General features: G+C 73.8%; 19 protein-coding genes. 12 read left to right on the plus strand and 7 right to left on the minus strand.

Features of this window, described 5'->3' with window-relative positions; translation table 11 throughout:
• Positions 1 to 9: 9 nt before the first annotated feature.
• From ABZ172_RS07565 to ABZ172_RS07575, 3 genes are all read right to left on the minus strand, one after another.
• The gene (locus ABZ172_RS07565) at positions 10 to 621 is read right to left on the minus strand and encodes a hypothetical protein (RefSeq protein WP_356881212.1); all 612 of its coding nucleotides are present in this window, start codon (positions 619 to 621) and stop codon (positions 10 to 12) included.
• Between the two features lie 71 nt (positions 622 to 692).
• Positions 693 to 1,277 (minus strand): SigE family RNA polymerase sigma factor, encoded by a 585-nt coding sequence (locus tag ABZ172_RS07570; protein WP_356881155.1) that lies wholly within the window; start codon positions 1,275 to 1,277, stop codon positions 693 to 695.
• A gap of 209 nt (positions 1,278 to 1,486) precedes the next feature.
• Positions 1,487 to 2,389: an A/G-specific adenine glycosylase gene (locus ABZ172_RS07575; protein WP_356881157.1), complete on the minus strand. Its 903-nt coding sequence runs from the start codon at positions 2,387 to 2,389 to the stop codon at positions 1,487 to 1,489.
• 261 nt (positions 2,390 to 2,650) lie between these two features.
• Here ABZ172_RS07575 and ABZ172_RS07580 point away from each other — a divergent pair, with 261 nt between their 5' ends.
• A complete protein-coding gene (locus ABZ172_RS07580; protein WP_356881214.1) occupies positions 2,651 to 3,484 on the plus strand; it encodes a hypothetical protein in 834 nt (277 codons plus the stop codon).
• Positions 3,485 to 3,720: 236 nt separating this feature from the next.
• Here ABZ172_RS07580 and disA read toward each other — a convergent pair whose 3' ends face one another.
• Positions 3,721 to 4,845 (minus strand): DNA integrity scanning diadenylate cyclase DisA, encoded by a 1,125-nt coding sequence (gene disA / locus ABZ172_RS07585; RefSeq protein WP_356881159.1) that lies wholly within the window; start codon positions 4,843 to 4,845, stop codon positions 3,721 to 3,723.
• A gap of 80 nt (positions 4,846 to 4,925) precedes the next feature.
• Positions 4,926 to 6,338, minus strand: a complete 1,413-nt coding sequence (radA, locus tag ABZ172_RS07590) for a DNA repair protein RadA (RefSeq protein WP_356881161.1) — start codon at positions 6,336 to 6,338, stop codon at positions 4,926 to 4,928.
• 135 nt (positions 6,339 to 6,473) lie between these two features.
• On the opposite strand from radA, the gene ABZ172_RS07595 reads away from it, so the two are divergent.
• A complete protein-coding gene (locus ABZ172_RS07595; RefSeq protein ID WP_356881163.1) occupies positions 6,474 to 8,291 on the plus strand; it encodes a hypothetical protein in 1,818 nt (605 codons plus the stop codon).
• 283 nt (positions 8,292 to 8,574) lie between these two features.
• Here the strand turns inward: ABZ172_RS07595 and ABZ172_RS07600 are convergent, their stop codons facing one another.
• Positions 8,575 to 9,417, minus strand: coding sequence for a hypothetical protein (locus ABZ172_RS07600; protein WP_356881165.1), 843 nt, complete (start codon positions 9,415 to 9,417; stop codon positions 8,575 to 8,577).
• A 32-nt stretch (positions 9,418 to 9,449) separates the two neighbouring features.
• Between ABZ172_RS07600 and ABZ172_RS07605 the strand changes: the two genes are divergently transcribed.
• From ABZ172_RS07605 to ilvD, 4 genes are all read left to right on the plus strand, one after another.
• Positions 9,450 to 10,400, plus strand: a complete 951-nt coding sequence (locus tag ABZ172_RS07605) for a Ppx/GppA phosphatase family protein (protein ID WP_356881167.1) — start codon at positions 9,450 to 9,452, stop codon at positions 10,398 to 10,400.
• Between the two features lie 134 nt (positions 10,401 to 10,534).
• Complete coding sequence (locus tag ABZ172_RS07610) at positions 10,535 to 11,359, plus strand: sugar phosphate isomerase/epimerase (protein WP_356881169.1); 825 nt, start codon at positions 10,535 to 10,537, stop codon at positions 11,357 to 11,359.
• Positions 11,356 to 11,979, plus strand: a complete 624-nt coding sequence (locus ABZ172_RS07615) for a TetR family transcriptional regulator (RefSeq protein WP_356881171.1) — start codon at positions 11,356 to 11,358, stop codon at positions 11,977 to 11,979. The genes ABZ172_RS07610 and ABZ172_RS07615 overlap by 4 nt, the downstream gene beginning before the upstream one ends.
• A 209-nt stretch (positions 11,980 to 12,188) precedes the next feature.
• On the plus strand, positions 12,189 to 14,039 hold the full coding sequence (ilvD, locus tag ABZ172_RS07620; RefSeq protein WP_356881173.1) for a dihydroxy-acid dehydratase: 1,851 nt from the start codon (positions 12,189 to 12,191) through the stop codon (positions 14,037 to 14,039).
• A gap of 34 nt (positions 14,040 to 14,073) precedes the next feature.
• Here the strand turns inward: ilvD and ABZ172_RS07625 are convergent, their stop codons facing one another.
• On the minus strand, positions 14,074 to 16,242 hold the full coding sequence (locus ABZ172_RS07625; protein WP_356881175.1) for a serine/threonine-protein kinase: 2,169 nt from the start codon (positions 16,240 to 16,242) through the stop codon (positions 14,074 to 14,076).
• Positions 16,243 to 16,366: 124 nt separating this feature from the next.
• On the opposite strand from ABZ172_RS07625, the gene ABZ172_RS07630 reads away from it, so the two are divergent.
• The 6 genes from ABZ172_RS07630 to proC all read left to right on the plus strand — a co-directional run bounded on the left by ABZ172_RS07630 (position 16,367) and on the right by proC (position 20,674).
• Positions 16,367 to 16,702, plus strand: coding sequence for an SH3 domain-containing protein (locus ABZ172_RS07630; protein WP_356881177.1), 336 nt, complete (start codon positions 16,367 to 16,369; stop codon positions 16,700 to 16,702).
• A gap of 34 nt (positions 16,703 to 16,736) precedes the next feature.
• Positions 16,737 to 17,282 carry a hypothetical protein gene (locus ABZ172_RS07635; protein ID WP_356881179.1) on the plus strand — a complete coding sequence of 182 codons (546 nt, stop codon included), beginning with the start codon at positions 16,737 to 16,739 and terminating at the stop codon, positions 17,280 to 17,282.
• 142 nt (positions 17,283 to 17,424) lie between these two features.
• A complete protein-coding gene (locus ABZ172_RS07640; protein ID WP_356881181.1) occupies positions 17,425 to 18,195 on the plus strand; it encodes a methyltransferase domain-containing protein in 771 nt (256 codons plus the stop codon).
• A gap of 63 nt (positions 18,196 to 18,258) precedes the next feature.
• A complete protein-coding gene (locus ABZ172_RS07645) occupies positions 18,259 to 19,050 on the plus strand; it encodes an ABC transporter ATP-binding protein (protein WP_356881183.1) in 792 nt (263 codons plus the stop codon).
• Positions 19,047 to 19,805, plus strand: coding sequence for an ABC transporter permease (locus tag ABZ172_RS07650; RefSeq protein WP_356881185.1), 759 nt, complete (start codon positions 19,047 to 19,049; stop codon positions 19,803 to 19,805). Before ABZ172_RS07645 ends, ABZ172_RS07650 begins: the two co-directional genes overlap by 4 nt.
• 59 nt (positions 19,806 to 19,864) lie before the next feature.
• On the plus strand, positions 19,865 to 20,674 hold the full coding sequence (gene proC / locus ABZ172_RS07655; RefSeq protein ID WP_356881187.1) for a pyrroline-5-carboxylate reductase: 810 nt from the start codon (positions 19,865 to 19,867) through the stop codon (positions 20,672 to 20,674).
• The last annotated feature ends 590 nt before the right edge of the window (positions 20,675 to 21,264 follow it).

A 21,264-nucleotide genomic window follows, 5' to 3' on the forward strand; every position in this document is an offset into this window, starting at 1 on the left:
GGGCGGCTCTCAGTTCAGCGCCGTCTGCGGTGCGGGGAGGCCGTCCTCCCCGCTGCCGACGGCTCGGTTGAAGTCGTTGTGCACCCGGTCGGTCTCGGTGAAGCGGCCGGCGGCCCAGCGGTAGGTGACGACCTCCTCGCCCGAGGGGTACGCCACCGAGTCCTTCGAGCCGTACACCTGGGTCGTCACCACCAGGTCGCCCCGGTCGATGGTGCCGTAGACCGCGGGCACCTCGGCGGCGAAGACGTTCCTGTACGCACCGTCGGTGCGCCGCTGGTAGACGTAGGTGCCGACCCCCACCGAGTCACCACAGGTCATCACGTTCACCACGACATCGGCGGCCGAACCGCCGGTGAGCGTGCCGTACGAGGTGTCGACCGGGTACTCGTCACCGGTGCAGGGCTTCAGGTCGTCCTTGAAGCGCCTGCTCACCTCGGGGTCGTGCAGGACCAGCTGCACGGCGTTCACCTGCGGGACGGGCTGCGCCGCCCCCGAGGCACGCGCGGTCGACGGCGTCCCCCGGGCGACCGGCTGGGGGTCCGCGGGGCCCTCGTCGCGGGTGCCCGTGCCCCCGGAGGAGCAGCCGGCGCACAACAGCCCGAAGGCGGCGAGCCCGGCCACCGCCGCACTCCCCGCCACCAGGCCCGCTCCGAGTCTCCCCCGGGCCGCCGTCGTCCCCTCCGTGCCGCCGGTCAGGCCGCCCACCGATCCTGCCCCCGCTCGTCGTGACGCCGGTTCCGTTGCGTGGGAATCCGCGTCGGTGCCTCCTCGGCCCCACAGTTCCGGGTCGCACGCTCCTCCAGCTCCTGGCGCATGCGTGCCAGGGCGCGGTGCAGCGTGCTCTTGACCGTACCGGCGGACATCCCGAGCGCCGCGGCCGTCTCCTCCGTGCTCAACTGCTCCCAGTGTCGCAGCACGACGACGCTGCGTTGCTTCGGAGCGAGCACGCCGAGGACGTCCACGAGCAGGGCGCGGTCCGCCCGCTGCTCGGCGCCGTCGTCGACGCTCGCGTCGGGGAGCTGCTCGGTGGGTATCTCGTCGAGCTTGCGCGCCCGCCACCACTCCGTGCGCGTGTTGATCATGACGCGGCGCAGGTAGGCGTCGGCGAGTGACTTGTCGGCGATGCCGTCCCAGCGGCCGAAGGTGCGCACCAGCGCGGTCTGGAGCAGGTCCTGGGCGTCCACGGGGTCGGGCACCAGCCGGCGGGCGCTGCGCAGCAGCGCGTCCTGCCGGGTCCGTACGTACTCCTCGAAGCCGAGCACCTCGCTCTGCGCCATGACAACCGCCTCCGTCCCCGTGGATCCCCGTGTACCGCTGTCGCCGGGTGGTCCCGTTCCCGACGTGCGGTGACGTTACGGAGGCGTTGTCACGAGGCTGTGCGGAGGAGCCGTACACGACCGCACGGCTGTCCATCGGTTGTGTAACAGCCGAGGTACAGCCGTGCGGTCGCGGGTGCGGGTCGGGGGCGTGCGGTCGGAGGTGCGGATCAGGTGAGGGGAAGCCGGTAACGGCCGTTCGCGAGGGGCTCGACCAGGCCGTCGGCGACGAGCCCGTCCAGGGCGCGCGCCCGCTGCACGGGCTCCTCCCACACGGAGTCGAGCGCGGACTGCGGCACCGGGGTGACCGAATCGCGCAGCACCGCGAGCAGCCGCCCCCGTACCTGCCGGTCCGTGCCGGCGTAGGTCTGGCCGCGGCGGGGCGGGCCCTGGTGGGCGGGCTTGCCCGCCAGCCGCCAGGCGCACTGACCGGAGATCGGGCAGCGCGTGCAGTCCTCGTTCTTCGCGGTGCACACGAGTGCGCCGAGCTCCATCGTGGCCGCCGCCCAGCTCGCCGCGCGCCCCTCCTCCTCGGGGAGCAGGGCGCGGGCGAGCTTGCGCTCGGCCGCGGTGGTCGCGTTCGGCGGGTACTGGATACCGGTGGCGGCCCTGGCGAACACCCTGCGGACGTTCGTGTCGAGCACGGGATGGCGCTGCCCGTACGCGAACGAGGCCACGGCCGCGGCCGTGTACTCCCCGATCCCGGGCAGTGCGAGCAGCTGACCGTGCTCTCTCGGTACGTCCCCGCCATGACGTTCCGTTATCGCCTGCGCCGCGCCGTGGAGCCGTAGCGCGCGCCGCGGGTAGCCGAGCCGGCCCCAGGTGCGGACCGCTTCGCCCGGTGCGTCGGCGGCCAGATCGGCGGGGCGCGGCCAGCGGGCCATCCACTGTTCGTAGACCGGGAGGACCCGGTTCACCGGGGTCTGCTGCAGCATGAACTCGCTCACCATCACGCCCCAGGCGCCCGCTTCGGGGCGGCGCCAGGGCAGATCGCGGGCGTGCTGCTCGAACCACCCGATGACGGGCGTATGGAGGGAGGCAGGGGGCGTATGTGTCGCAGTCGTGGCAGTCATCGCACCCACGATCCTGGCACGGAAGACCGGACGGCGAGTCAGGCTGTGGGGGTGTCGCGCCCGGCTCAGGGCCCACGGGGTGATAACGCCACCCGTTCTGTCTCTTCGTCCGGGACGGACGATCTCCGATCCGGTGCAAAGTGGCTGGAAGCGCCCGGGAAGAGCCCTTCCGTGATGATGATCCGGAGAATTGTCGATCAGAGCGGCGGTTGAGGGCCGGAGTCGGGCGGGATCTCTCGTACAGTTCGCTCCGTGGGTTCTATGCGCAATCCGGTCGGGCCGCTTCCCTCCAGCATCTACTGGCGTCGGAGAGCAGGAGCGGTGCTGGTGATCGCGCTGCTCGCGGCGCTGGTCGTGTGGGCCGTCACCCTGAGCGGCGGTGGCGGGGGAGCGAAGGACGACGGCAAGCCGGGAGGCTCCGACCCCGCTCCGTCCATCACCCCCGGGCCGTCGGGATCGGGCCCCGTCGTCGGCCAACCCCCCGGGGGACGCGACGAGTCGGGGGACTCGGGAGCCGGCACGTCGGCGGGATCCTCGGGGTCCTCCGGAGCTGCGGGGTCCTCGGGGGACGGCGGGACGGGCGGCGCGGCGGGATCCGGCACCGGCGGATCGGACGGGTCCGCGTCGGCGGGCACCGGAACCGGCGGCGGTGACGGTGCCGGCGGTCAGCAGGTGCCGGCCGGGTCCTCGCTCCCCGACTGCACACCCGCCGCCCTGCAGGTGAACCTGCGGACGGAGAACAGCTACGCCCCCGACGACGAGCCGGAGTTCCGGCTGAGCGCCAGGAACACCTCGACCGCCGACTGCAAGGCCGACTTCGGCCCGAAGAGCGCGGTGTTCACGATCACCGAGGCGGGCGAGGACGACACCCAGGTGTGGGCCTCCGAGGACTGCCCGAAGGACGGCGGCGCCTTCTTCCTGCGGATCCCGGCCGGTGCGACGATCGTCCACACCGTGACGTGGGACCGCAGGGGGAGCGCGCCCCGGTGCGCGACGCCCCCCGTCAGGAAGGCCGTCCCGGGGACGTATCTGCTGGAGGCCCGGGTCCAGGGCGAGAGCGTGCAGCGGGCCTCGTTCGTCCTGGCCGAGGACTGACGGCACCGCGGACCTCCCCGGGCCCGCCGCGGGAACCGTCCGCGGCGGGGCGCTCGGCGCCGGAACGCGCTCGGCGGCACGGAACCGGCCCCGCTCCACGGGGCGTGGAGCGGGGCCGGTCCGTCGGACGGTCAGCTTCCGGACGTGCGGTCCGGGACGGTGAGCCGCTGCCCCGGGGCTCGTGCCCGCTCCGGTGGGCGGTCTGTCTCAGGGCGCGCGGTCCGGGGCGGGGGACCTCAGACGTACCGCTCCAGGATCGAGGACTCCGCCAGGCGCGAGAGACCCTCCCGCACGCTCCGGGCCCGCGCCTCGCCGACCCCGTCCACGGCCTGGAGGTCGTCCACGCTCGCGGCGAGGAGCTTCTGCAGGCCGCCGAAGTGCTCCACCAGCCGCTCGATGATCGTCCCGGGCAGCCGCGGCACCTTCGCCAGCAGCCGGTAGCCGCGCGGCGAGACCGCCGAGTCCAGGGTCTCCGGGGAGCCGCTGTATCCCAGCGCCCGTGCCACCACCGGCAGTTCCAGCAGCTCCGTGTGGGTGAGCGTGTCCAGCTCGGCGAGCGCCTCCGTGACCGTGCGGGACCGCCGCGCGGTCGGCTCGGGGACGTAGTCGCGCACGACCAGCTCGCGCTCCGGCTCCACACCGGCGATCAACTCGTCCAGCTGGAGGGCCAGCAGCCGGCCGTCGGTGCCCAGCTCCACGACGTACTCGGCGATCTCGGTCGCGATCCGGCGCACCATCTCCAGCCGCTGCGAGACCGCCGTCACGTCCCGGACCGTCACCAGGTCCTCGATCTCCAGCGCGGAGAGCGTCCCGGCGACCTCGTCCAGTCTGAGCTTGTAGCGCTCCAGCGTGGCGAGCGCCTGGTTGGCGCGGGACAGGATCGCGGAGGACTCCTCCAGGACCCGGCGCTCCCCGTCCACGTAGACGGCGATCAGGCGCATCGACTGCGAGACCGACACCACCGGGAAGCCGCAGGCCTTGGAGACCCGGTCGGCCGTGCGGTGGCGGGTGCCCGTCTCCTCGGTGGGGATGGAGGCGTCCGGGACCAGCTGGACGCCGGCCCGCAGGATCTTCGTCATGTCCTTGTCGAGGATCATCGCGCCGTCCAGCTTGCACAGCTCGCGCAGCCGCGTCGCGGTGAACTCCACGTCCAGCACGAAGCCGCCGGTACACATCGACTCGACGGTCCTGTCCATGCCGAGGACGATCAGGCCGCCGGTGTTGCCGCGGAGAATGCGCTCCAGGCCGTCGCGGAGGGCCGTCCCGGGCGCCACCGCGCTCAACGAGGCACGCATCAGGGCCTCGTTCCCCGTGCCTTGGCCGGACTTTCCGGGCGATGCTGCCCGGTCGTTGGCTGCCACTGCACTCCTCCGGTCACAGGTTCGCGGTGCCCTCGCGTCCCTCGTACCGTCGTACGGGCGGGCGAGAACCAGGGCAAAGTCTACCGGCGCGCGCCGTCGTCCTGTGGTCCGTCCGGCCGGGACCGGCGGGGGAGGACCCTCAGGGCGTCACCCATGTCGGCCACTTCCGTGACCTTCATGCCGGCCGGGACCCGCCCCGGGTCCCTCGGGACCAGGGCGTGCTTGAACCCGAGACGGTACGCCTCCGCGAGCCGGCGCTGGACCCCGGTGACCCTTCTGACCTCCCCGGCGAGGCCCACCTCGCCGATGGCGACGAGGTTCTTCGGGAGCGGTGTGTCACTGGCGGCACTGGCCAGCGCCAGGGCGATCGCGAGGTCGGCGGCCGGCTCGGTGAGCTTCACGCCGCCCACCGTCGCGCTGTAGATGTCCCGCTTGCCGAGCGCGCTGATCCGGCCCCGCTGCTCCAGGACGGCCAGCATCATCGAGACCCGGGAGGTCTCCAGGCCCGAGGTCGTGCGCCGGGGCGAGGGGATCTGCGAGTCGACCGTCAGGGCCTGGACCTCGGCGACGAGCGGGCGCTTGCCCTCCAGGGTGACCGTCAGGCAGGTGCCGGGGACCGGCTCGTCGCGGCGGGTGAGGAAGAGCCCGGAGGGGTCGGCCAGGCCGGTGATGCCCTCGTCGTGCAGCTCGAAGCAGCCGACCTCGTCGGTGGCGCCGTACCTGTTCTTGACGCCGCGCACCAGCCGCAGGCGCGCGTGCCGGTCGCCCTCGAAGGACAGCACCACGTCGACCAGGTGCTCCAGCAGCCGGGGCCCCGCGATCGCGCCGTCCTTGGTCACGTGGCCCACCAGGAGCGTCGACATGCCGCGCTCCTTCGAGGCCCGGATGAGCGCCCCGGCGACCTCGCGGACCTGCGCCATGCCGCCGGGTGCGCCGTCGATCTCGGGGGAGGCGACCGTCTGCACGGAGTCCAGGACGAGGAGCGAGGGCTTGACCGCGTCCAGGTGTCCCAGGACCGCCGAGAGGTCGGTCTCGGCGGCCAGGAACAGGTGGTCGTCGATGGCCCGGATGCGGTCGGCCCGCATCCGCACCTGGCTCGCCGACTCCTCGGCCGTGACGTAGAGCGTGCGGTGGTCGTCGCTCGCCGCCTTGGCCGCGACGTCCAGCAGCAGCGTCGACTTGCCGACGCCCGGCTCGCCCGCGAGCAGGACGACGGCGCCGGGCACGAGGCCCCCGCCGAGCACGCGGTCCAGCTCGCCGACCCCGGTCGAGCGCGCCGTCGCCTGCCGGCTGTCGACCTCCCCGATCGGCAGGGCGGCGGAGGACACCCGGCCCGCCGCCGTCGTGCGGATCGCGGGGGCGCCGCCGAACTCCTCGACCGTCCCCCAGGCCTGGCACTCCGGGCAGCGGCCGAGCCATTTGGCGGTCGTCCAGCCGCATTCGGTGCAGCGGTAGGACGGCCGGTCCTTCGCGGATTTCGTACGGGCAGCCATGGCGTCACCGTATAGGGGCGGTCCGACAGCACCGGCCGTGGGCACGGGGGCCGAACATGTGCCCGATGTGCCGCTTCCGCAGGGAACGGGGTTCCCTGTCCTCTTTCGGGGCGTGCTGTCACCCGTAAGGATTAAATGTCGGAAAATGCTGTCAGGGCCACTCCCTGGTCTGCCTACGGTCGCACGGTGACGAGCAGCAGACTGGAGCCCCCCACGCACACCACCGGCGCACACCGGGCGCACCGTCGAGAGGCCCGCCCTCCGGTGCGCAGGTCGCCCGCACGTGACGAGCCGTACCTCGACGGCCTGTTCACCTACTGCCTCTCCGTGCTCTGCGACCACGAGGCGGCCACCGAGGCGCTCGGCTCGGTCCTGGCGGTCGCCGAACGGCAGGACGGCCGGTGCCCCGAGGCCGAGGAGGAACGTAAATCCTGGCTGTACGCCCTGGCCAGGTGGGAGTGCCTGCGGGTGCTCACCGAGCAGCGCAGGGGCCGCCAGGCGCACCGGCGGCGTCCGCACCGCCAGGGCTCCGCGCCGCACGAGGGCGCCGCCGGTGCGCCCGGTGGTGCGCAGGAGGATATCGGCGCCCCCGCCGAGTCCCCGGCGGCCGAAGCGCGCCGGCGCGAACTCGCCCAGCTGGCCTGGCCCGAGGCCGCGGGCACCAGCCCGGAGCAGCGCGAGGCGCTGGAGCTCGCCGTGCGCCACGGCCTCACCCCGCGCGCCGTCGCGGCCGTGCTCGGCCTCGACGCCGGCAGCGCCCGGGAGCTCCTGGCCGGAGCCGCCTGCGAGGTCGAACGCACCCGCGCCGCCCTCGCCGTCGTGGAGAACGGGAACTGCCCCGCGGTCGCCCGGCTCACCGGAAGCCACCAGGTGCTGTTCTCGGCCGCCCTGCGCCGGGAGCTCGTCCGCCACGTCGACGACTGCCCCCGCTGCCGCCGGGCCGCCGAGCGGGCCGGTGCCTCCGGTCCCTGGCCCGGAGCGGCCGTCACCCCGGTCGCCCCGCTGCCGGTCGTCGAGGCGCCCCGCCCCTCGGTGCGCGTCGCCCTGGCGCACGCCCGGCGCACCCGGACCGGAGCCCCGCGCTTCGGCCGGACCGGTTTCCCGCTCGACCCCAAGGACCACGCCGCGCGGCGCGACCGGGTGCGGGCCCGGGTGGTGACGACCACGGTCGTGGCGACGGTCGTGGCCGCTCCGGTGATCGCCCTGTGGGCCGCCTACCGGGGCGCGCCGCTCACCGGCGAGGGACGCGACACCTCGGTCACCGCGACCGAGGCGGAGGGCGGACCCGGCACCGGGGGCGATCCGTACGACGACGAGAGCGGCGGCAACGCGCGACCCGGCGGGGACGGCGGCTTCCCGGACGGCACCCCGGGCGCCGACGTCTCGGCCGAGGTCGTCAGCGTCGGCGCCGTCCCGGACGGCGCGGGGGCGCTCAGTGTCTCGGCCCGCTCGTCCGGAGGCCGTACGACGATCACGCTGACCGCGACGGGCGACGAAGCCGTCGCCTGGACGGCCCGGTCCGACGCGGCGTGGCTGCGCCTCAGCCGCACGTCCGGCACGGTCGCGCCCGGCCGGAGCACCACCTTCTACGTGTTCGTGGACCGCTCGGCCGAGCCGCGCGGACCCTGGAGCGCCCGGGTCCTGCTGGCCCCCTCGGGGTCGGCGGTCGCGATCAGCGGCCACGGCGCCCCGCGCCCCGGGAGCCCGGCGCCGTCCCCCGACCCGTCGTCCGGCGCCCCGAGCCCCACGCCGACCGCACCGTCCTCCCCGCCGCCGTCGCCGGACCCGACGCCGACCCCCACGGAGCCCACCGACCCGCCGGAACCGACCCCGACCCCCACGGACCCGCCGGACTCGCCGAGTCCCACGCCGCCGCCGTCGGACGGGCCCACCGACCCCGGGCCGTCGTCCGGCCCGTCGTCCCCGGGCGAGCCGTCCGGGTCGGGAGGGTGACGGGCACCGGCCGCCCGGGTGCGGAGCACAAACGTTCCGCCGCGGGCCGTGCCGGTGCCCGCGGCCCGGCCGCACACCGCACCGGGCCGCCGCACGGCGGGCCGTCGGGACGCCGGGGTGCCGGGCCTGCGGGGCACCGGACCGGCGGGACCGGGCCCTCGGCACGGACCACCGGGCGGTCGGCCCCGGCCGGGGCGCGCGTCCGCCCTCGGCCAGAGGCCCCGCCCCGGCGACGCTCGGCCCGCCCCGGCGGCCGTCGGCCCGGCGCGGTGCCCGGCGGCGCTCAGGCCGGGTCGGCCGGGTGCGGTGCCATCGGCAGCAGCGAGGCCAGGCGCTGTTCGCAGAGCCCGGCCAGCCGGTCGTAGGCCTCCTCGCCCATCATCTCGGTGAGTTCGGGCCGGTAGGACACGTAGACCGGGTCGCCGGCCCCGTGCGCGGAGGTCGCCGAGGTGCACCACCAGTGCAGGTCGTGACCGCCGGGGCCCCAGCCGCGCCGGTCGTACTCGCCGATCGAGATCTGGAGCACCCGGGTGTCGTCGGGCCGCTCGATCCAGTCGTACGTCCGCCGGACCGGAAGCTGCCAGCACACGTCGGGCTTGGTCTCCAGCGGCTCCTTGCCCTCCCGCAGGGCCAGGATGTGCAGCGAGCAGCCCATGCCGCCCGCGAACCCGGGACGGTTCTGGAAGATGCAGGAGCCCTCCCAGCGACGGGTCTGGCGCTCGCCGTCCTCGTCGACACCGACCCAGCCGGTATCCGTGCCGACGTCGTGGAACTGCCAGATCTCCGGCGTGAGCCGCGCGACGTGACCGGCCACCCGCTTCTCGTCGTCCTCGTCCGAGAAGTGCGCGCCCAGCGTGCAGCAGCCGTCGTCGGCACGGCCCGCCTGGATGCCCTGGCAGCCGCTGCCGAACACGCAGCTCCACCTGGACGTCAGCCAGGTCAGGTCGCAGCGGTAGACCTGCTCGTCGTCGGAGGGGTCGGGGAACTCGACCCAGGCCCGGGGGAAGTCGAGCCCCTTCTCGTCGGGCCCGTCCGGCCCCGCTGCTCCCGGCTGGTGGATCTCCTGCTTCGATTTCGGCTGCTTCTTCGCGGCTTTGTCCGGCTTCGCCTTTTTCGTCTTTGGCACCCGCCCAGAGTAAGCCGCAGTAGCGTTCCGGTATGAGACTCGGAGTCCTCGACGTGGGATCGAACACGGTGCATCTGCTGGTGGTCGACGCGCATCCCGGTGCCCGCCCGCAGCCCGCCCACTCGCACAAGGCCGAACTGCGGCTCGCCGAACTCCTCGACCCGGAGGGCTCGATCGGCCCCGAAGGTGTGGACCGGCTCGTCGCCACGGTCGGCGACGCCCTCCGGGCGGCCGAGGACAAGGGCTGCGAGGACGTGCTGGCGTTCGCCACCTCCGCCGTCCGCGAGGCCGGCAACGCGGACGAGGTGCTGACCCGGGTGCGGGACGAGACCGGGGTCGCCCTCGCCGTCCTCAGCGGGGAGGAGGAGGCCCGGCTGACGTTCCTGGCCGCCCGCCGTTGGTTCGGCTGGTCCGCGGGCAAGCTGCTGGTCCTGGACATCGGCGGGGGCTCGCTCGAGGTCGGCTACGGGATGGACGAGGAACCCGACGCCGCCGTCTCGCTGCCCTTCGGCGCCGGCCGTCTCACCGCCGCCTGGCTCCCCGGCGACCCTCCGGACCCGACGGACGTCCGCGCGCTGCGCCGCCACGTCCGTGCAGGGATCGCCCGCACGGTGGGCGAGTTCACCCGGCTGGGGCCGCCCGACCACGTCGTCGGGACCTCCAAGACGTTCCGGCAGCTCGCCCGGATCACCGGAGCCGCCCGTTCCGCCGAGGGGCTCTACGTGCAGCGCCTCCTCACCCGCTCGTCCCTGGAGGAGTGGGTGCCGAAGCTGTCGGCGATGACCGTCGAGCAGCGGGGGACCCTGCCCGGGGTCACCGAGGGGCGCGCCGCCCAGCTGCTGGCGGGGGCGCTCGTCGCCGAGGGGGCGATGGACCTGTTCGGGGTCGAGGAGCTGGAGATCTGCCCCTGGGCGCTGCGCGAAGGGGTCATCCTGCGCCGCCTCGACCACCTGCCGGCGCAGCGGGCGGCGGCCCTGGCCTGACCCGCCGCCCGCGGAGGGTGCGGCCCGCGGAGGGCCGGGCCCCGTGCGGGCCGCGGTGCTCCGTGCCGCATGGGCCTTCTCACTTTCAGCCGGGCTCCCTCGGCCTCGTACACCGCTGCCCGTACCCTGTCCACGTGGCAGAACCAGTGGTGCGCATCCCGGATGCGAAGGTCGCCCTGTCGACGGCCTCCGTCTATCCGGAGTCGACGGCGACGGCCTTCGAGACAGCTGCGCGCCTGGGCTACGACGGTGTCGAGGTCATGGTCTGGACCGACCCCGTGAGCCAGGACGTCGAGGCGCTGAAGCGGCTCTCGGACTACCACGGGGTCCCGATCCTGGCGGTGCACGCGCCCTGTCTGCTGATCACCCAGCGGGTCTGGTCCACCGACCCGTGGGTCAAGCTCCAGCGCGCCAGGGCCGCCGCGGAGACGCTCGGTGCCTCGACGGTGGTCGTCCACCCGCCGTTCCGCTGGCAGCGCTCCTACGCCCGGGACTTCGTCACCGGCATCCGGCGCATGGCGGACGAGACCGATGTGCGCTTCGCGGTGGAGAACATGTACCCGTGGCGCTACCGCGACCGCGAGATGCTCGCGTACGCCCCGGACTGGGACGTCAGCAACGACGACTACCGGCACTTCACCGTGGACCTCTCGCACACCGCGACCGCCCGCAGCGACGCCCTGGCCATGGTGGACCGGATGGGCGACCGGCTCGCCCACGTCCACCTCGCCGACGGCAAGGGCTCCGGCAAGGACGAGCACCTGGTGCCCGGCCGGGGGGACCAGCCCTGCGCGGAACTGCTGGAGCGGCTGGCCGGCACCGGCTTCGACGGCCATGTGGTCATCGAGGTCAACACCCGCCGTGCCATGTCCTCGGCCGAACGCGAGGCCGATCTCGCGGAGGCGCTCGCCTTCACCCGGCTCCACCTGGCGTCCTCGGCGCGGGCTCCCCGCCCGTGACCCCGGGCGCCGACGGCCCGTCCCCCCGGCGCAGGGGCCGGCCCTCCCGCGCGGCGCGCACCGGGGGGCCCGACGCCCGCACCAGGATCCTGGAGGCGGCCCGCACGGAGTTCGCCGAACGCGGCTACGACAAGACCTCCGTCCGGGGCATCGCGAAGGCGGCGGGTGTGGACGCGGCGCTGGTCCACCACTACTTCGGGACGAAGGACGAGGTCTTCGCCGCGGCCGTCGAGGTCTCCTTCGAACCCGCGCTCGTCATCCCCTCGATCCTGTCCGGCCCCTCGGAGGACGTCGGGGAGCGGCTGGCCCGCTACTTCATCGGCGTCTGGGAGAACCCGGTGTCCCGGGCGCCGCTGCTCGCCGTCATCCGCTCCGCGCTCACGCACGAGGCGGCGGCGAAGGTGCTGCGCGGATTCGTGCTGCGCAGGCTGCTGGAACGGATCGCGGCGGACCTCGACGTACCGGATCCGACCTTCCGCGCGGAGCTCGCCGCCTCCCACATGATCGGCATCGCGATCCTGCGGTACGTCGTACGGACGGAGCCGCTGGCCTCCGCCGACCCGGAGGAGATCGTCGCCATGGTGGCCCCGACGCTCCAGCGCTACCTGGCCGACGGCTGAGCCCTCCGGCCACCGTTCGGGGACCGGCCGGCCACCGCTCCGGACCTGCTGGGCGAAGGGGACGGGGCAGGTGGCCGAGGGTGTGGGCCGGGCCGCCGCACTGCCCGCCCACTGGGCACCGCGTCCCGCATTCCGGACAGGATGTCCAGATCTTGGCACGGGAGGCGTACGCTCGTAGGCAGTCTTTTCTGTAGAAGGAGCGAGCGACGATGCCCCAGCTGAGGTCCCGCACTGTCACCCACGGCCGCAACATGGCGGGCGCCCGCGCCCTGATGCGGGCGTCCGGCGTAGCCGGCGAGGACATCGGCAAGCCGATCGTCGCGGTGGCCAACTCCTTCACCGAGTTCGTGCCCGGCCACACCCACCTCGCCCCCGTCGGCCGGATCGTCTCCGACGCGATCAAGGCGGCGGGCGCGGTGCCCCGCGAGTTCAACACCATCGCCGTGGACGACGGCATCGCCATGGGCCACGGCGGCATGCTCTACAGCCTGCCCTCGCGCGACCTCATCGCCGACAGCGTGGAGTACATGGTCGAGGCGCACTGCGCCGACGCCCTGATCTGCATCTCCAACTGCGACAAGATCACCCCCGGGATGCTGATGGCCGCGATGCGCCTGAACATCCCCACGGTGTTCGTCTCCGGCGGTCCGATGGAGGCCGGCAAGGCCACCCTCGTCGACGGCACGGTCCGCAAGCTCGACCTGGTCAACGCGATCAGCGACGCCGTCGACGAGAGCATCTCCGACGAGGACATCCTCCGCATCGAGGAGAACGCCTGTCCCACCTGCGGCAGCTGTTCCGGCATGTTCACGGCCAACTCCATGAACTGCCTGACCGAGGTCCTCGGCCTCTCCCTCCCCGGCAACGGCTCGGTCCTCGCCACGCACACCGCCCGCAAGGCGCTGTACGAGAACGCGGGCCGCACGGTCGTCGAGATCACCCGGCGCTACTACGAGCAGGACGACGCGACCGTCCTGCCGCGCTCCATCGGCACCCGCGCCGCGTTCGACAACGCCATGGCGCTGGACATCGCCATGGGCGGCTCCACCAACACGATCCTGCACCTGCTGGCGGCGGCCGAGGAGGCCGAGCTGGACTACGACCTCGACGACATCAACGAGGTCTCGCGCCGCGTCCCGTGCCTGTCGAAGGTCGCCCCCAACGTGGCCCCCGGCGGCACGTACTACATGGAGGACGTGCACCGGGCCGGCGGCATCCCCGCGCTGCTCGGCGAGCTGCACCGCGGCGGGCTGCTCAACGAGGACGTGCACGCGGTCCACTCCGACACCCTCGCCGAGTGGCTGAAGAGCTGGGACGTCCGCGGCGGCTCCGCGTCCCCCGAGGCGGTGGAGCTCTGGCACGCCGCCCCGGGCTGCGTCCGCAGCGCGACCGCCTTCTCGCAGTCCGAGCGCTGGGACACCCTCGACCTGGACGCGGCCGGCGGCTGCATCCGCGACGTGGCGCACGCGTACTCCAAGGACGGCGGGCTGGCGGTCCTCAGGGGGAACCTCGCGGAGGACGGCTGTGTCGTGAAGACGGCCGGCGTCGACGAGTCGATCTGGACCTTCGAGGGGCCGGCCGTCGTCTGCGAGTCGCAGGAGGACGCCGTCGACAAGATCCTCCGCAAGGAGATCAAGGACGGCGACGTGGTCGTCATCCGCTACGAGGGACCGCGCGGCGGCCCCGGCATGCAGGAGATGCTCTACCCCACGTCCTTCCTGAAGGGCCGCGGTCTCGGCAAGACCTGCGCGCTCGTCACGGACGGCCGGTTCTCCGGCGGCACCTCCGGCCTCTCCATCGGGCACGCCTCGCCCGAGGCGGCCTCCGGCGGCACGATCGCCCTGGTCGAGGACGGCGACCGGATCCGGATCGACATCCCGGACCGCTCGATCGAGCTCCTCGTCCCCGAGGCGGAGCTCGCCACCCGCCGCGCGGCGCTGAACGGCGTGTACGCGCCGAAGAACCGCGACCGCAAGGTCTCCGCGGCCCTGCGCGCCTACGCCGCGATGGCCACCAGCGCCGACCGCGGTGCCGTCCGCGACGTCACCAAGCTCGGCTGACCCTGCGCGGTCCCGCCCGGCCCCGTCCCTGGTCTCACCAGGCGGCGGGGCCGTCCGCGTCCACGGCGAACACGGACCCGTCGGGGGCGGTGCCGACGACGCTCCGGCCCAGCACCACGGGGGCCGGCAGCGACGAGGCGTGGCCGAGCTTCCCGTCCCGCAGCCGGGGGCGCGTCTGGCCGAGCAGCGCCCCGCGCTCCGTGTCGACGGCGAGCAGCCGCCCGTCGGCGGCCGAGAAGTACAGCCGGCCGCCCGGTCCGAGCACCGGCGCCGAGGTCATCCCGACGGCCGTCTCCAGCCGCCAGCGTTCCGTGCGGCCCGCGTCCGGCCGCACGTCGACGGCCAGCAGCGTCCCGCCGCGCTCCAGCAGCAGCGCGGTGTCCCCGTCCACCACGGTCTCCGGCCCGTCCATCCGGAAGGGCAGCGCGATACGCGTCGTGCGGCCCGGCGCCGGGTCGTAGCGGACCAGGCCGGTGGTCTGAGCCCGTTCGTTCATCGAGGTCAGCAGGAGCGCGCCGTCCGAGCTCCCGGCCGGGGTCAGCAGTCCGTCCAGCCTGCGCTGCCAGGCGGTGTCTCCGGTCCGCGCCTCGACGGCCGTGACCAGCGTGGACGTCCCCCGGGCCGAGCTCTCGAACGCGTACACCAGCCCGGTCCCGGCCTCGTACAGGGCGAGCCCCGGCCGTTCGTGGCCCGCGAGGGCGTGCCGCCACCGGGGCCGGCCGGTTCCCGCGTCGAGCGCCTGCAGCGAACCGTCCTGACGGACCGCCAGCAGCAGACCACCGGCGGAGAGGGGCACGTCGAGGTACCCGGAGATCGGTGTGCGCCAGAGTTCGGCACCCCCGTCCGGCGCGTACGCCGTCAGCTCCTCGCCCTCGACGAGGGTGTACGCCGCGCTTCCGGACACCCGTCCCCCGGACCCCTCCGGTGAGGCGCTCCGGTGCGACCAGAGCACCGTGCCGTCCGTCGGGTCCAGCCGGGACGCACCGAGACCGGCGGTGACGCAGTACAGCGCGGCCCCGGCGCCGTACGGTCCCGCCGTGCACGAGGGGGTGGCACCGTCCGGGGAGCGCAGCGGTGTCCGCCACGGTGCGAAGGCGGTGGGGCGGGCCGTCTCCGCCCCGGGTTCCGGCCGCGGTGCCCCGGAGCCGCCCCGGGCGCCGGCCGCCCAGAGTCCGCCGGCCACCAGCAGCGCCGCCGCGGCGGCGACCGCGAACCCGCGCCGCGTCCTGCGGCCCTTCACCGGCCCCGCCCCGGCCGGCAGCCCGTCCGCCGCCCGCACATGCGTCGTCGGCTCGGGCACCTCCGCGGACTCGACCGCCAGCGGCCCGCGCTGGCCGGGCACGAAGGCGGCGGCCTCGTACGACGGAGGGTGCAGCGCCGACATGATCTCGTCCGGAGTGGGGCGGTCCGCCGGGTCCTTGGCCAGACAGCGCCCCACCAGCGGGGCGAGATCCGCCGGCACCCCGGTCAGATCCGCCTCGTCGTGCACCACCTGGTAGGCCACGAGGTACGCGCTGCCCGAGTCGAAGGGCCCCCGGCCCGTCGCCGCGTGCACCAGCACCGCCCCGAGCGCGAACACGTCGGCGGCCGGACCGACCTCGCGGGGCCGCTGGAACTGCTCGGGCGCCATGTACGGCGGCGAACCGATCAGCTTGCCCGTCTCCGTGCGGAGATCGCTGTCGGACGGCCGCGAGATCCCGAAGTCGATGACCTTGGGCCCGGTGTCGGGGAGCAGCACGTTGCTCGGCTTGAGGTCCCGGTGGATGACACCGGCCCGGTGGATGACACCGGCCCGGTGGATGTCGCGCAGCGCCTCGGCGAGCCCGGCCGTGAGCCTGCGCAGCGCGGCGGGGCTCATCGGGCCGTTCCGCTTCACCTGGGCGGAGAGCGTGGGGCCGGGGACGTACAGGGTGGCCATCCAGGGCAGCGCCGCCGCCGGGTCGGCGTCCACGACGGGCGCGGTGAACGCCCCGCTGACCCGTCGGGCGGCCGCGACCTCCTGCCGGAAACGTGCCCTGAACTCGGGATCCGCCGCGTGCTGGCGGTGCACCACCTTCACCGCCAGCTGGAGTCCCGAGGGGGAGCGCGCCAGATGGACGACACCCATGCCGCCCGCTCCGAGGCATGCCTCCAGACGGTACTTCCCCGCGTACTCAGGATGCTCCGCTTCCGGATGTGCTCCGGTCCCTCTCAGCGGCGGCATCGCCCACCCCCGTGTGTCCGTGCGCAAGCGCGACGCACGGAGCCTAGTCGATGGTGCGTGCGAGCCGGCCGGGGCTTGTTAGCCTGCGCGTCACACGCGTCACGTTCCACGGGGGGAGGCCCACATGGGCATGGAGGAGAACACCGTCGGCCCGGCCGGCACGGACACCGTCGGGGCCGCGGAGGAGGGGGTGCGGGCGCTCGCCGCGAACGCGGTCGTCTACCCGGTCGCACCCGGCTACCGCGTCAACGTCCGCAGGGGACCCGGCACCCAGTACGGCATCGTGCGCACGCTGCCGTACGGGATCAGCGTCCCGGTGTACTGCCAGAAGCCGGGGGAGCGGGTGACCGGCCCGTACGGCACGTCGAACATCTGGGACAACATCGCCAACGGGCAGTTCGTGTCGGACGCCTACGTCAGGACGGGCAGCGACGGCTACGTCGCCCAGCGCTGCGACTGACCGCACCGTCGCGCGCCCGGGGATAATCGGTTCCGTGAGCGAGAACAGCGAAGCCCCCGGAACGTCCCCGGCCGTGCCTCCGGGCGGCACCCCGCCCGGCCCGCAGCCCGAACCCCTCCGCTTCTTCGGTACGACCTGGGTCGACCACGACGGCGGCTACGGGCTGCGGCGCGCGGGTGCCACCGTCGGCTCCCTCGCCGCGGCCGTCGCCGCCTGCTTCGTCCTGCGCTTCGCCTACGAGGGCCTGGAGATCGCCGAGGTCGGGGGCGTCGTCGGCATGCTCGTCGTGCTGATGTTCGCGGTGTGCAGTTCCATCGCCTTCCGCAAGACCTGGGAGGGCTTCGGCCGCCGCCCCGCCGACCCGTCCCAGGAGGACAGGCTGCGCGGCCTCAAGTCGATCGGCTTCATCGGCTCGCTCCTCGCCTACTTCATCCGCTCGTTCGCGGAGGCGCCGGGCGAGAAGCTGCGGCGGACCGAGTACGAGACGGCGCTCGCGCAGTACGACAAGCGCCGCTCCGCCCGGACCGGCAACCCCGCGGTCCGCAAGGGCGGCAAGGGGAAGCGCCCGGGCCGTAGCTGAGCCGGCGCACGCCCCCCGAGATCCGTCCGCGGTGCCCGGCTCGTCCGGACGCGCGGCGCACGCCCCGCGGTGCCCGGCTCGTCTCCTGCGGGATGTGTGCGTCCACGGCCGGCCCCCGGCGGCCGGCCGACATGATGGATCCATGTCCGCACCCCCACCCCGCGCCCTCTCCTTCGACGCCTCCGCCGCCCTGTACGCGGCGGCCCGCCCCGGATACCCGGCCGCGCTCCTGGACACCGTCGAGGAGCTGGCCGCCCGCCCCCTGAACGGCGCCCGCGTCATCGACGCCGGAGCCGGGACGGGCATCGCCACCCGGCTGCTGCACGAGCGCGGTGCCCGGGTCCTCGCCGTGGAACCGGGCCCCGGCATGGCGGGTGAGCTGCGCCGGACGCTGCCCTCCGTGCCCGTCGTCCGGGGCGACGGCAACCGCCTCCCGCTGGCCACCGCGTCGGCCGACCTGATCACCTACGCCCAGGCCTGGCACTGGACCGACCCCGCCCTGGCGCTCCCCGAGGCGCTCCGCGTCCTGCGTCCTGGCGGTGCCCTGGCGCTCTGGTGGAACGTCGCCGACGACTCCGTGCCGTGGATCGCGGACCAGAACATCCGGCTGCGACGCCACTTCGGTGCGCGGGACAGCGCGCACGGCACCGCGGGCGTCACCGGCTCGCGCAGCCTCCACCTGCTGTCCGGCGGCGGTTTCGCCCAGCGACTGCTGCCCTGGTCCCGGAGCGTGCCGGTCGACACGCACCTCGCCAACCTCTCCAGCCACTCCGCCTTCCTGGTGCGCGGCGGGGCGGACACCGAGTCCGCCCGCCGGTTCCTGGACGCGGAGCGCGGACACCTGGCCTCCGTGTTCCCCGACGGCACGGTCGAGGAGCGCTACGTGGCCGAACTCGCGGTGCTGGTGCGCTGACCGCACGCTCCGGGCAGGTCACGTCCCTTGACGCGGCAATCCGGCGGGATCAATATTCATCACATGATGAATTATCTGCGCGGCCCCGGCGCGGGAGCCGTCGAGGCACGGGCCCTCACCGTCCTGCGAGGAGACCGGACCGTGCTGCGCGACCTCGCCCTCACCGTCGCGAAGAGGCGGGTCACCGGCCTCCTCGGGCCGTCCGGCTGCGGGAAGTCCACGCTCATGCGCGCCGTGGTCGGCACCCAGGCCAGGGTCTCGGGAACGCTCGACGTCCTCGGCCGTCCCGCGGGCCACCCGTCCCTGAGGGCGCGCGTCGGCTACGTCACGCAGGCGCCGTCCGTCTACCGGGACCTCACGGTGCGCCAGAACCTCGACCACTTCGCGGCCGTCCTGCTGCCGGGCCGCGCCCGCCGCACCGCGCGGGCGGAAGCCGTCGCCCGGGCCGTCGACGACGTCGGCCTCGCCCACCGCGCCGGCACACTCGCCGGCACCCTCTCCGGAGGCCAGCTCAGCCGTGTCTCCCTCGCCGTCGCTCTGCTCGGGACCCCCGAGCTCCTCGTCCTCGACGAGCCGACCGTCGGCCTCGACCCCGTCCTGCGCCGCGACCTGTGGAGCCTCTTCCACTCCCTCGCCGAGGTCCGGGGCACCACGCTCCTCGTCTCCTCCCACGTCATGGACGAGGCCGAACGCTGCCACCGGCTGCTGCTCATGCGCGAGGGCCGGATCCTCGCCGACGACACCCCCGACGCCCTGCGCACCCGCACCGGCTCCGCCACCGTCGAGGAGGCGTTCCTGCGTCTCGTCGACGAGGCCGCCGCGGCCGACGACGACCGCCGGGAGGCGACCTCGTGAACACCGGCACCCCGACGCTCTCCCCGGCCCGTGTCCTGGCCACCGCCGGACGCGTCCTGCGCCAGCTCCGCCACGACCCCCGCACCGTCGCCCTGCTTCTGGTCGTGCCGGTCCTGCTGATCACGCTGCTGCGGTACGTGTTCGACGCCGACCCGCACACCTTCGACTCCGTCGGCGCCTCCCTGCTCGGCATCTTCCCGCTGATCACGATGTTCCTGGTGACCTCGATCGCCACCCTCCGCGAACGCACCTCCGGCACCCTGGAACGCCTCCTCGCCCTGCCCCTCGGCAAGGGCGAACTGATCGCCGGATACGCCCTGGCCTTCGGTGCCGTCGCCGTCGTCCAGTCCTTCCTGGCCACCGCGATGTCCGTCGGGGTGCTCGGACTCGACGTCCTGGGATCCCCGTGGCTGCTGCTCATGGTCGCCCTGCTCGACGCACTCCTCGGCACGGCGCTCGGCCTGTTCGTCTCGGCCTTCGCCGCCTCCGAGTTCCAGGCGGTGCAGTTCATGCCCGCCGTGATCTTCCCGCAGCTGCTGCTCTGCGGACTGTTCACGCCGCGCGACCGGATGCACCCCGTCCTCGAAGCCGTCTCCGCCGTCCTGCCGATGTCGTACGCCGTCGACGGGATGAACCAGGTGCTCACCCACACCGACGTCACCGCGGACTTCTGCCGCGACGTGCTGGTCGTGGCCGGCTGCGCCCTGCTCGTCCTCTGTCTGGGTGCCGCCACGCTCCGCCGCCGCACCACCTGAGGGCACGGTGCGAGGATGGCGCAGCACGTACCGCGCAGCGCCCCCGGAGGATGAACCGCATGACCCAGACAGTCGCAGTCCTCGGCACAGGAAAGATCGGCGAGGCTCTGCTCAGCGGCATGATCCGGGCCGGCTGGCGGGCGGGCGACCTGCTGGTGACCACCCGCCGCCCCGAGCGCGCCGAGAAGCTCCGCACCCGTTACGGCGTCGAGGCCGTCACCAACGCCGAGGCCGCCGGGAAGGCCGACATCCTCATCCTCGCGGTCAAGCCGCAGGACATGGGCGGGCTCCTCACCGAACTGGCCCCCCACGTCACCTCCGACCGCCTGGTGATCACAGCCGCCGCGGGCATCACCACCGCCTTCATCGAGGACCATCTGACCGCCGGCACCCCGGTCGTCCGCGTCATGCCGAACACTCCGGTCCTGGTGGACGAGGGCATGTCCGTCATCTCCGCGGGCAGCCACGCCACCGCCGCGCACCTCGACCACGCCGAGTCGATCTTCGGCGGCGTCGGCAAGACGCTCCGGGTGCCCGAGTCCCAGCAGGACGCGGCCACCGCGCTCTCCGGCTCCGGTCCCGCGTACTTCTACTTCCTCGTCGAGGCGATGACCGACGCCGGGATCCTGCTCGGCCTCCCCCGCGCCCAGGCCCACGACCTGATCGTCCAGGCCGCCATCGGGGCCGCGGTGATGCTGCGGGACAGCGGCGAACACCCGGTCAAGCTCCGCGAGGCGGTCACCAGTCCCGCGGGCACGACCATCAGCGCCATCCGGGAGCTGGAGAACCACGGGGTCAGGGCCGCCCTCATCGCGGCCCTCGAAGCGGCCCGCGACCGCAGCCGCGAGCTGGCCACCGGCAACGGCTGAGCCCCGGCCGGCCGGCGTCCCGCCGCGCGGCTCCGCGGCGTGCGTCCCCGTGGCGCGGACGCCCCGATCCGCCCGGACGCCGGCCGGCGAGGTCGCCCGGCGGGGCGGCCGCCACCGGGGGTTGACACGTCCGGAACGGAACCGTAGTGTGCTCCGAGTTGTCCGACGTGAGCGCCGACCCCGGTCGGTCCCCGGACAGCCATTCCGCAGTGACCACGAAAAACGAACGACATCTGTCGTGCGCTTTTACGTGCGCATGTGCGAAATGGGGAATCAGTGTTCGAAGGCGACCCGATTAGCGTCGGGGCCGGGGATTCCGCTAATGTCTCACTCGTCGGAACGGCCCGAGGGCCGGGAAGACGAACCCCGCTGACTGGGAATCAGGCCCGAATGGATCTGATAGAGTCGGACTCGCCGGAAAGGGAAACGCGAAAGCGAAGAACTGGAAAGCGAATAGCAGTACCGCAGGATCCCGCTTCGACCGGGAATCGGACACGAAAGAGTCTGATAGAGTCGGAAACGCAAGAACGAAGGGAAGCGCCCGGAGGGCCCCGGTGAAACGGGACCGAAGGAAGCGTCCGTTCCTTGAG

It is taken from the genome of Streptomyces sp. NPDC006296, assembly GCF_040613235.1.
Classification (GTDB): Bacteria; Actinomycetota; Actinomycetes; order Streptomycetales; family Streptomycetaceae; genus Streptomyces.

Excerpts from the sequence above, each read along its gene's own strand:
- ABZ172_RS07570 (WP_356881155.1), bottom strand. The coding sequence starts at position 1,277 with ATGGCGCAGAGCGAGGTGCTCGGCTTCGAGGAGTACGTACGGACCCGG.
- ABZ172_RS07575 (WP_356881157.1), bottom strand. The coding sequence starts at position 2,389 with ATGACTGCCACGACTGCGACACATACGCCCCCTGCCTCCCTCCATACG.
- ABZ172_RS07580 (WP_356881214.1), top strand. The coding sequence starts at position 2,651 with ATGCGCAATCCGGTCGGGCCGCTTCCCTCCAGCATCTACTGGCGTCGG.
- radA (WP_356881161.1), bottom strand. The coding sequence starts at position 6,338 with ATGGCTGCCCGTACGAAATCCGCGAAGGACCGGCCGTCCTACCGCTGC.
- ABZ172_RS07595 (WP_356881163.1), top strand. The coding sequence starts at position 6,474 with ATGTCGGAAAATGCTGTCAGGGCCACTCCCTGGTCTGCCTACGGTCGC.
- ABZ172_RS07605 (WP_356881167.1), top strand. The coding sequence starts at position 9,450 with ATGAGACTCGGAGTCCTCGACGTGGGATCGAACACGGTGCATCTGCTG.
- ilvD (WP_356881173.1), top strand. The coding sequence starts at position 12,189 with ATGCCCCAGCTGAGGTCCCGCACTGTCACCCACGGCCGCAACATGGCG.
- ABZ172_RS07625 (WP_356881175.1), bottom strand. The coding sequence starts at position 16,242 with ATGCCGCCGCTGAGAGGGACCGGAGCACATCCGGAAGCGGAGCATCCT.
- ABZ172_RS07630 (WP_356881177.1), top strand. The coding sequence starts at position 16,367 with ATGGGCATGGAGGAGAACACCGTCGGCCCGGCCGGCACGGACACCGTC.
- ABZ172_RS07640 (WP_356881181.1), top strand. The coding sequence starts at position 17,425 with ATGTCCGCACCCCCACCCCGCGCCCTCTCCTTCGACGCCTCCGCCGCC.
- ABZ172_RS07645 (WP_356881183.1), top strand. The coding sequence starts at position 18,259 with ATGATGAATTATCTGCGCGGCCCCGGCGCGGGAGCCGTCGAGGCACGG.
- proC (WP_356881187.1), top strand. The coding sequence starts at position 19,865 with ATGACCCAGACAGTCGCAGTCCTCGGCACAGGAAAGATCGGCGAGGCT.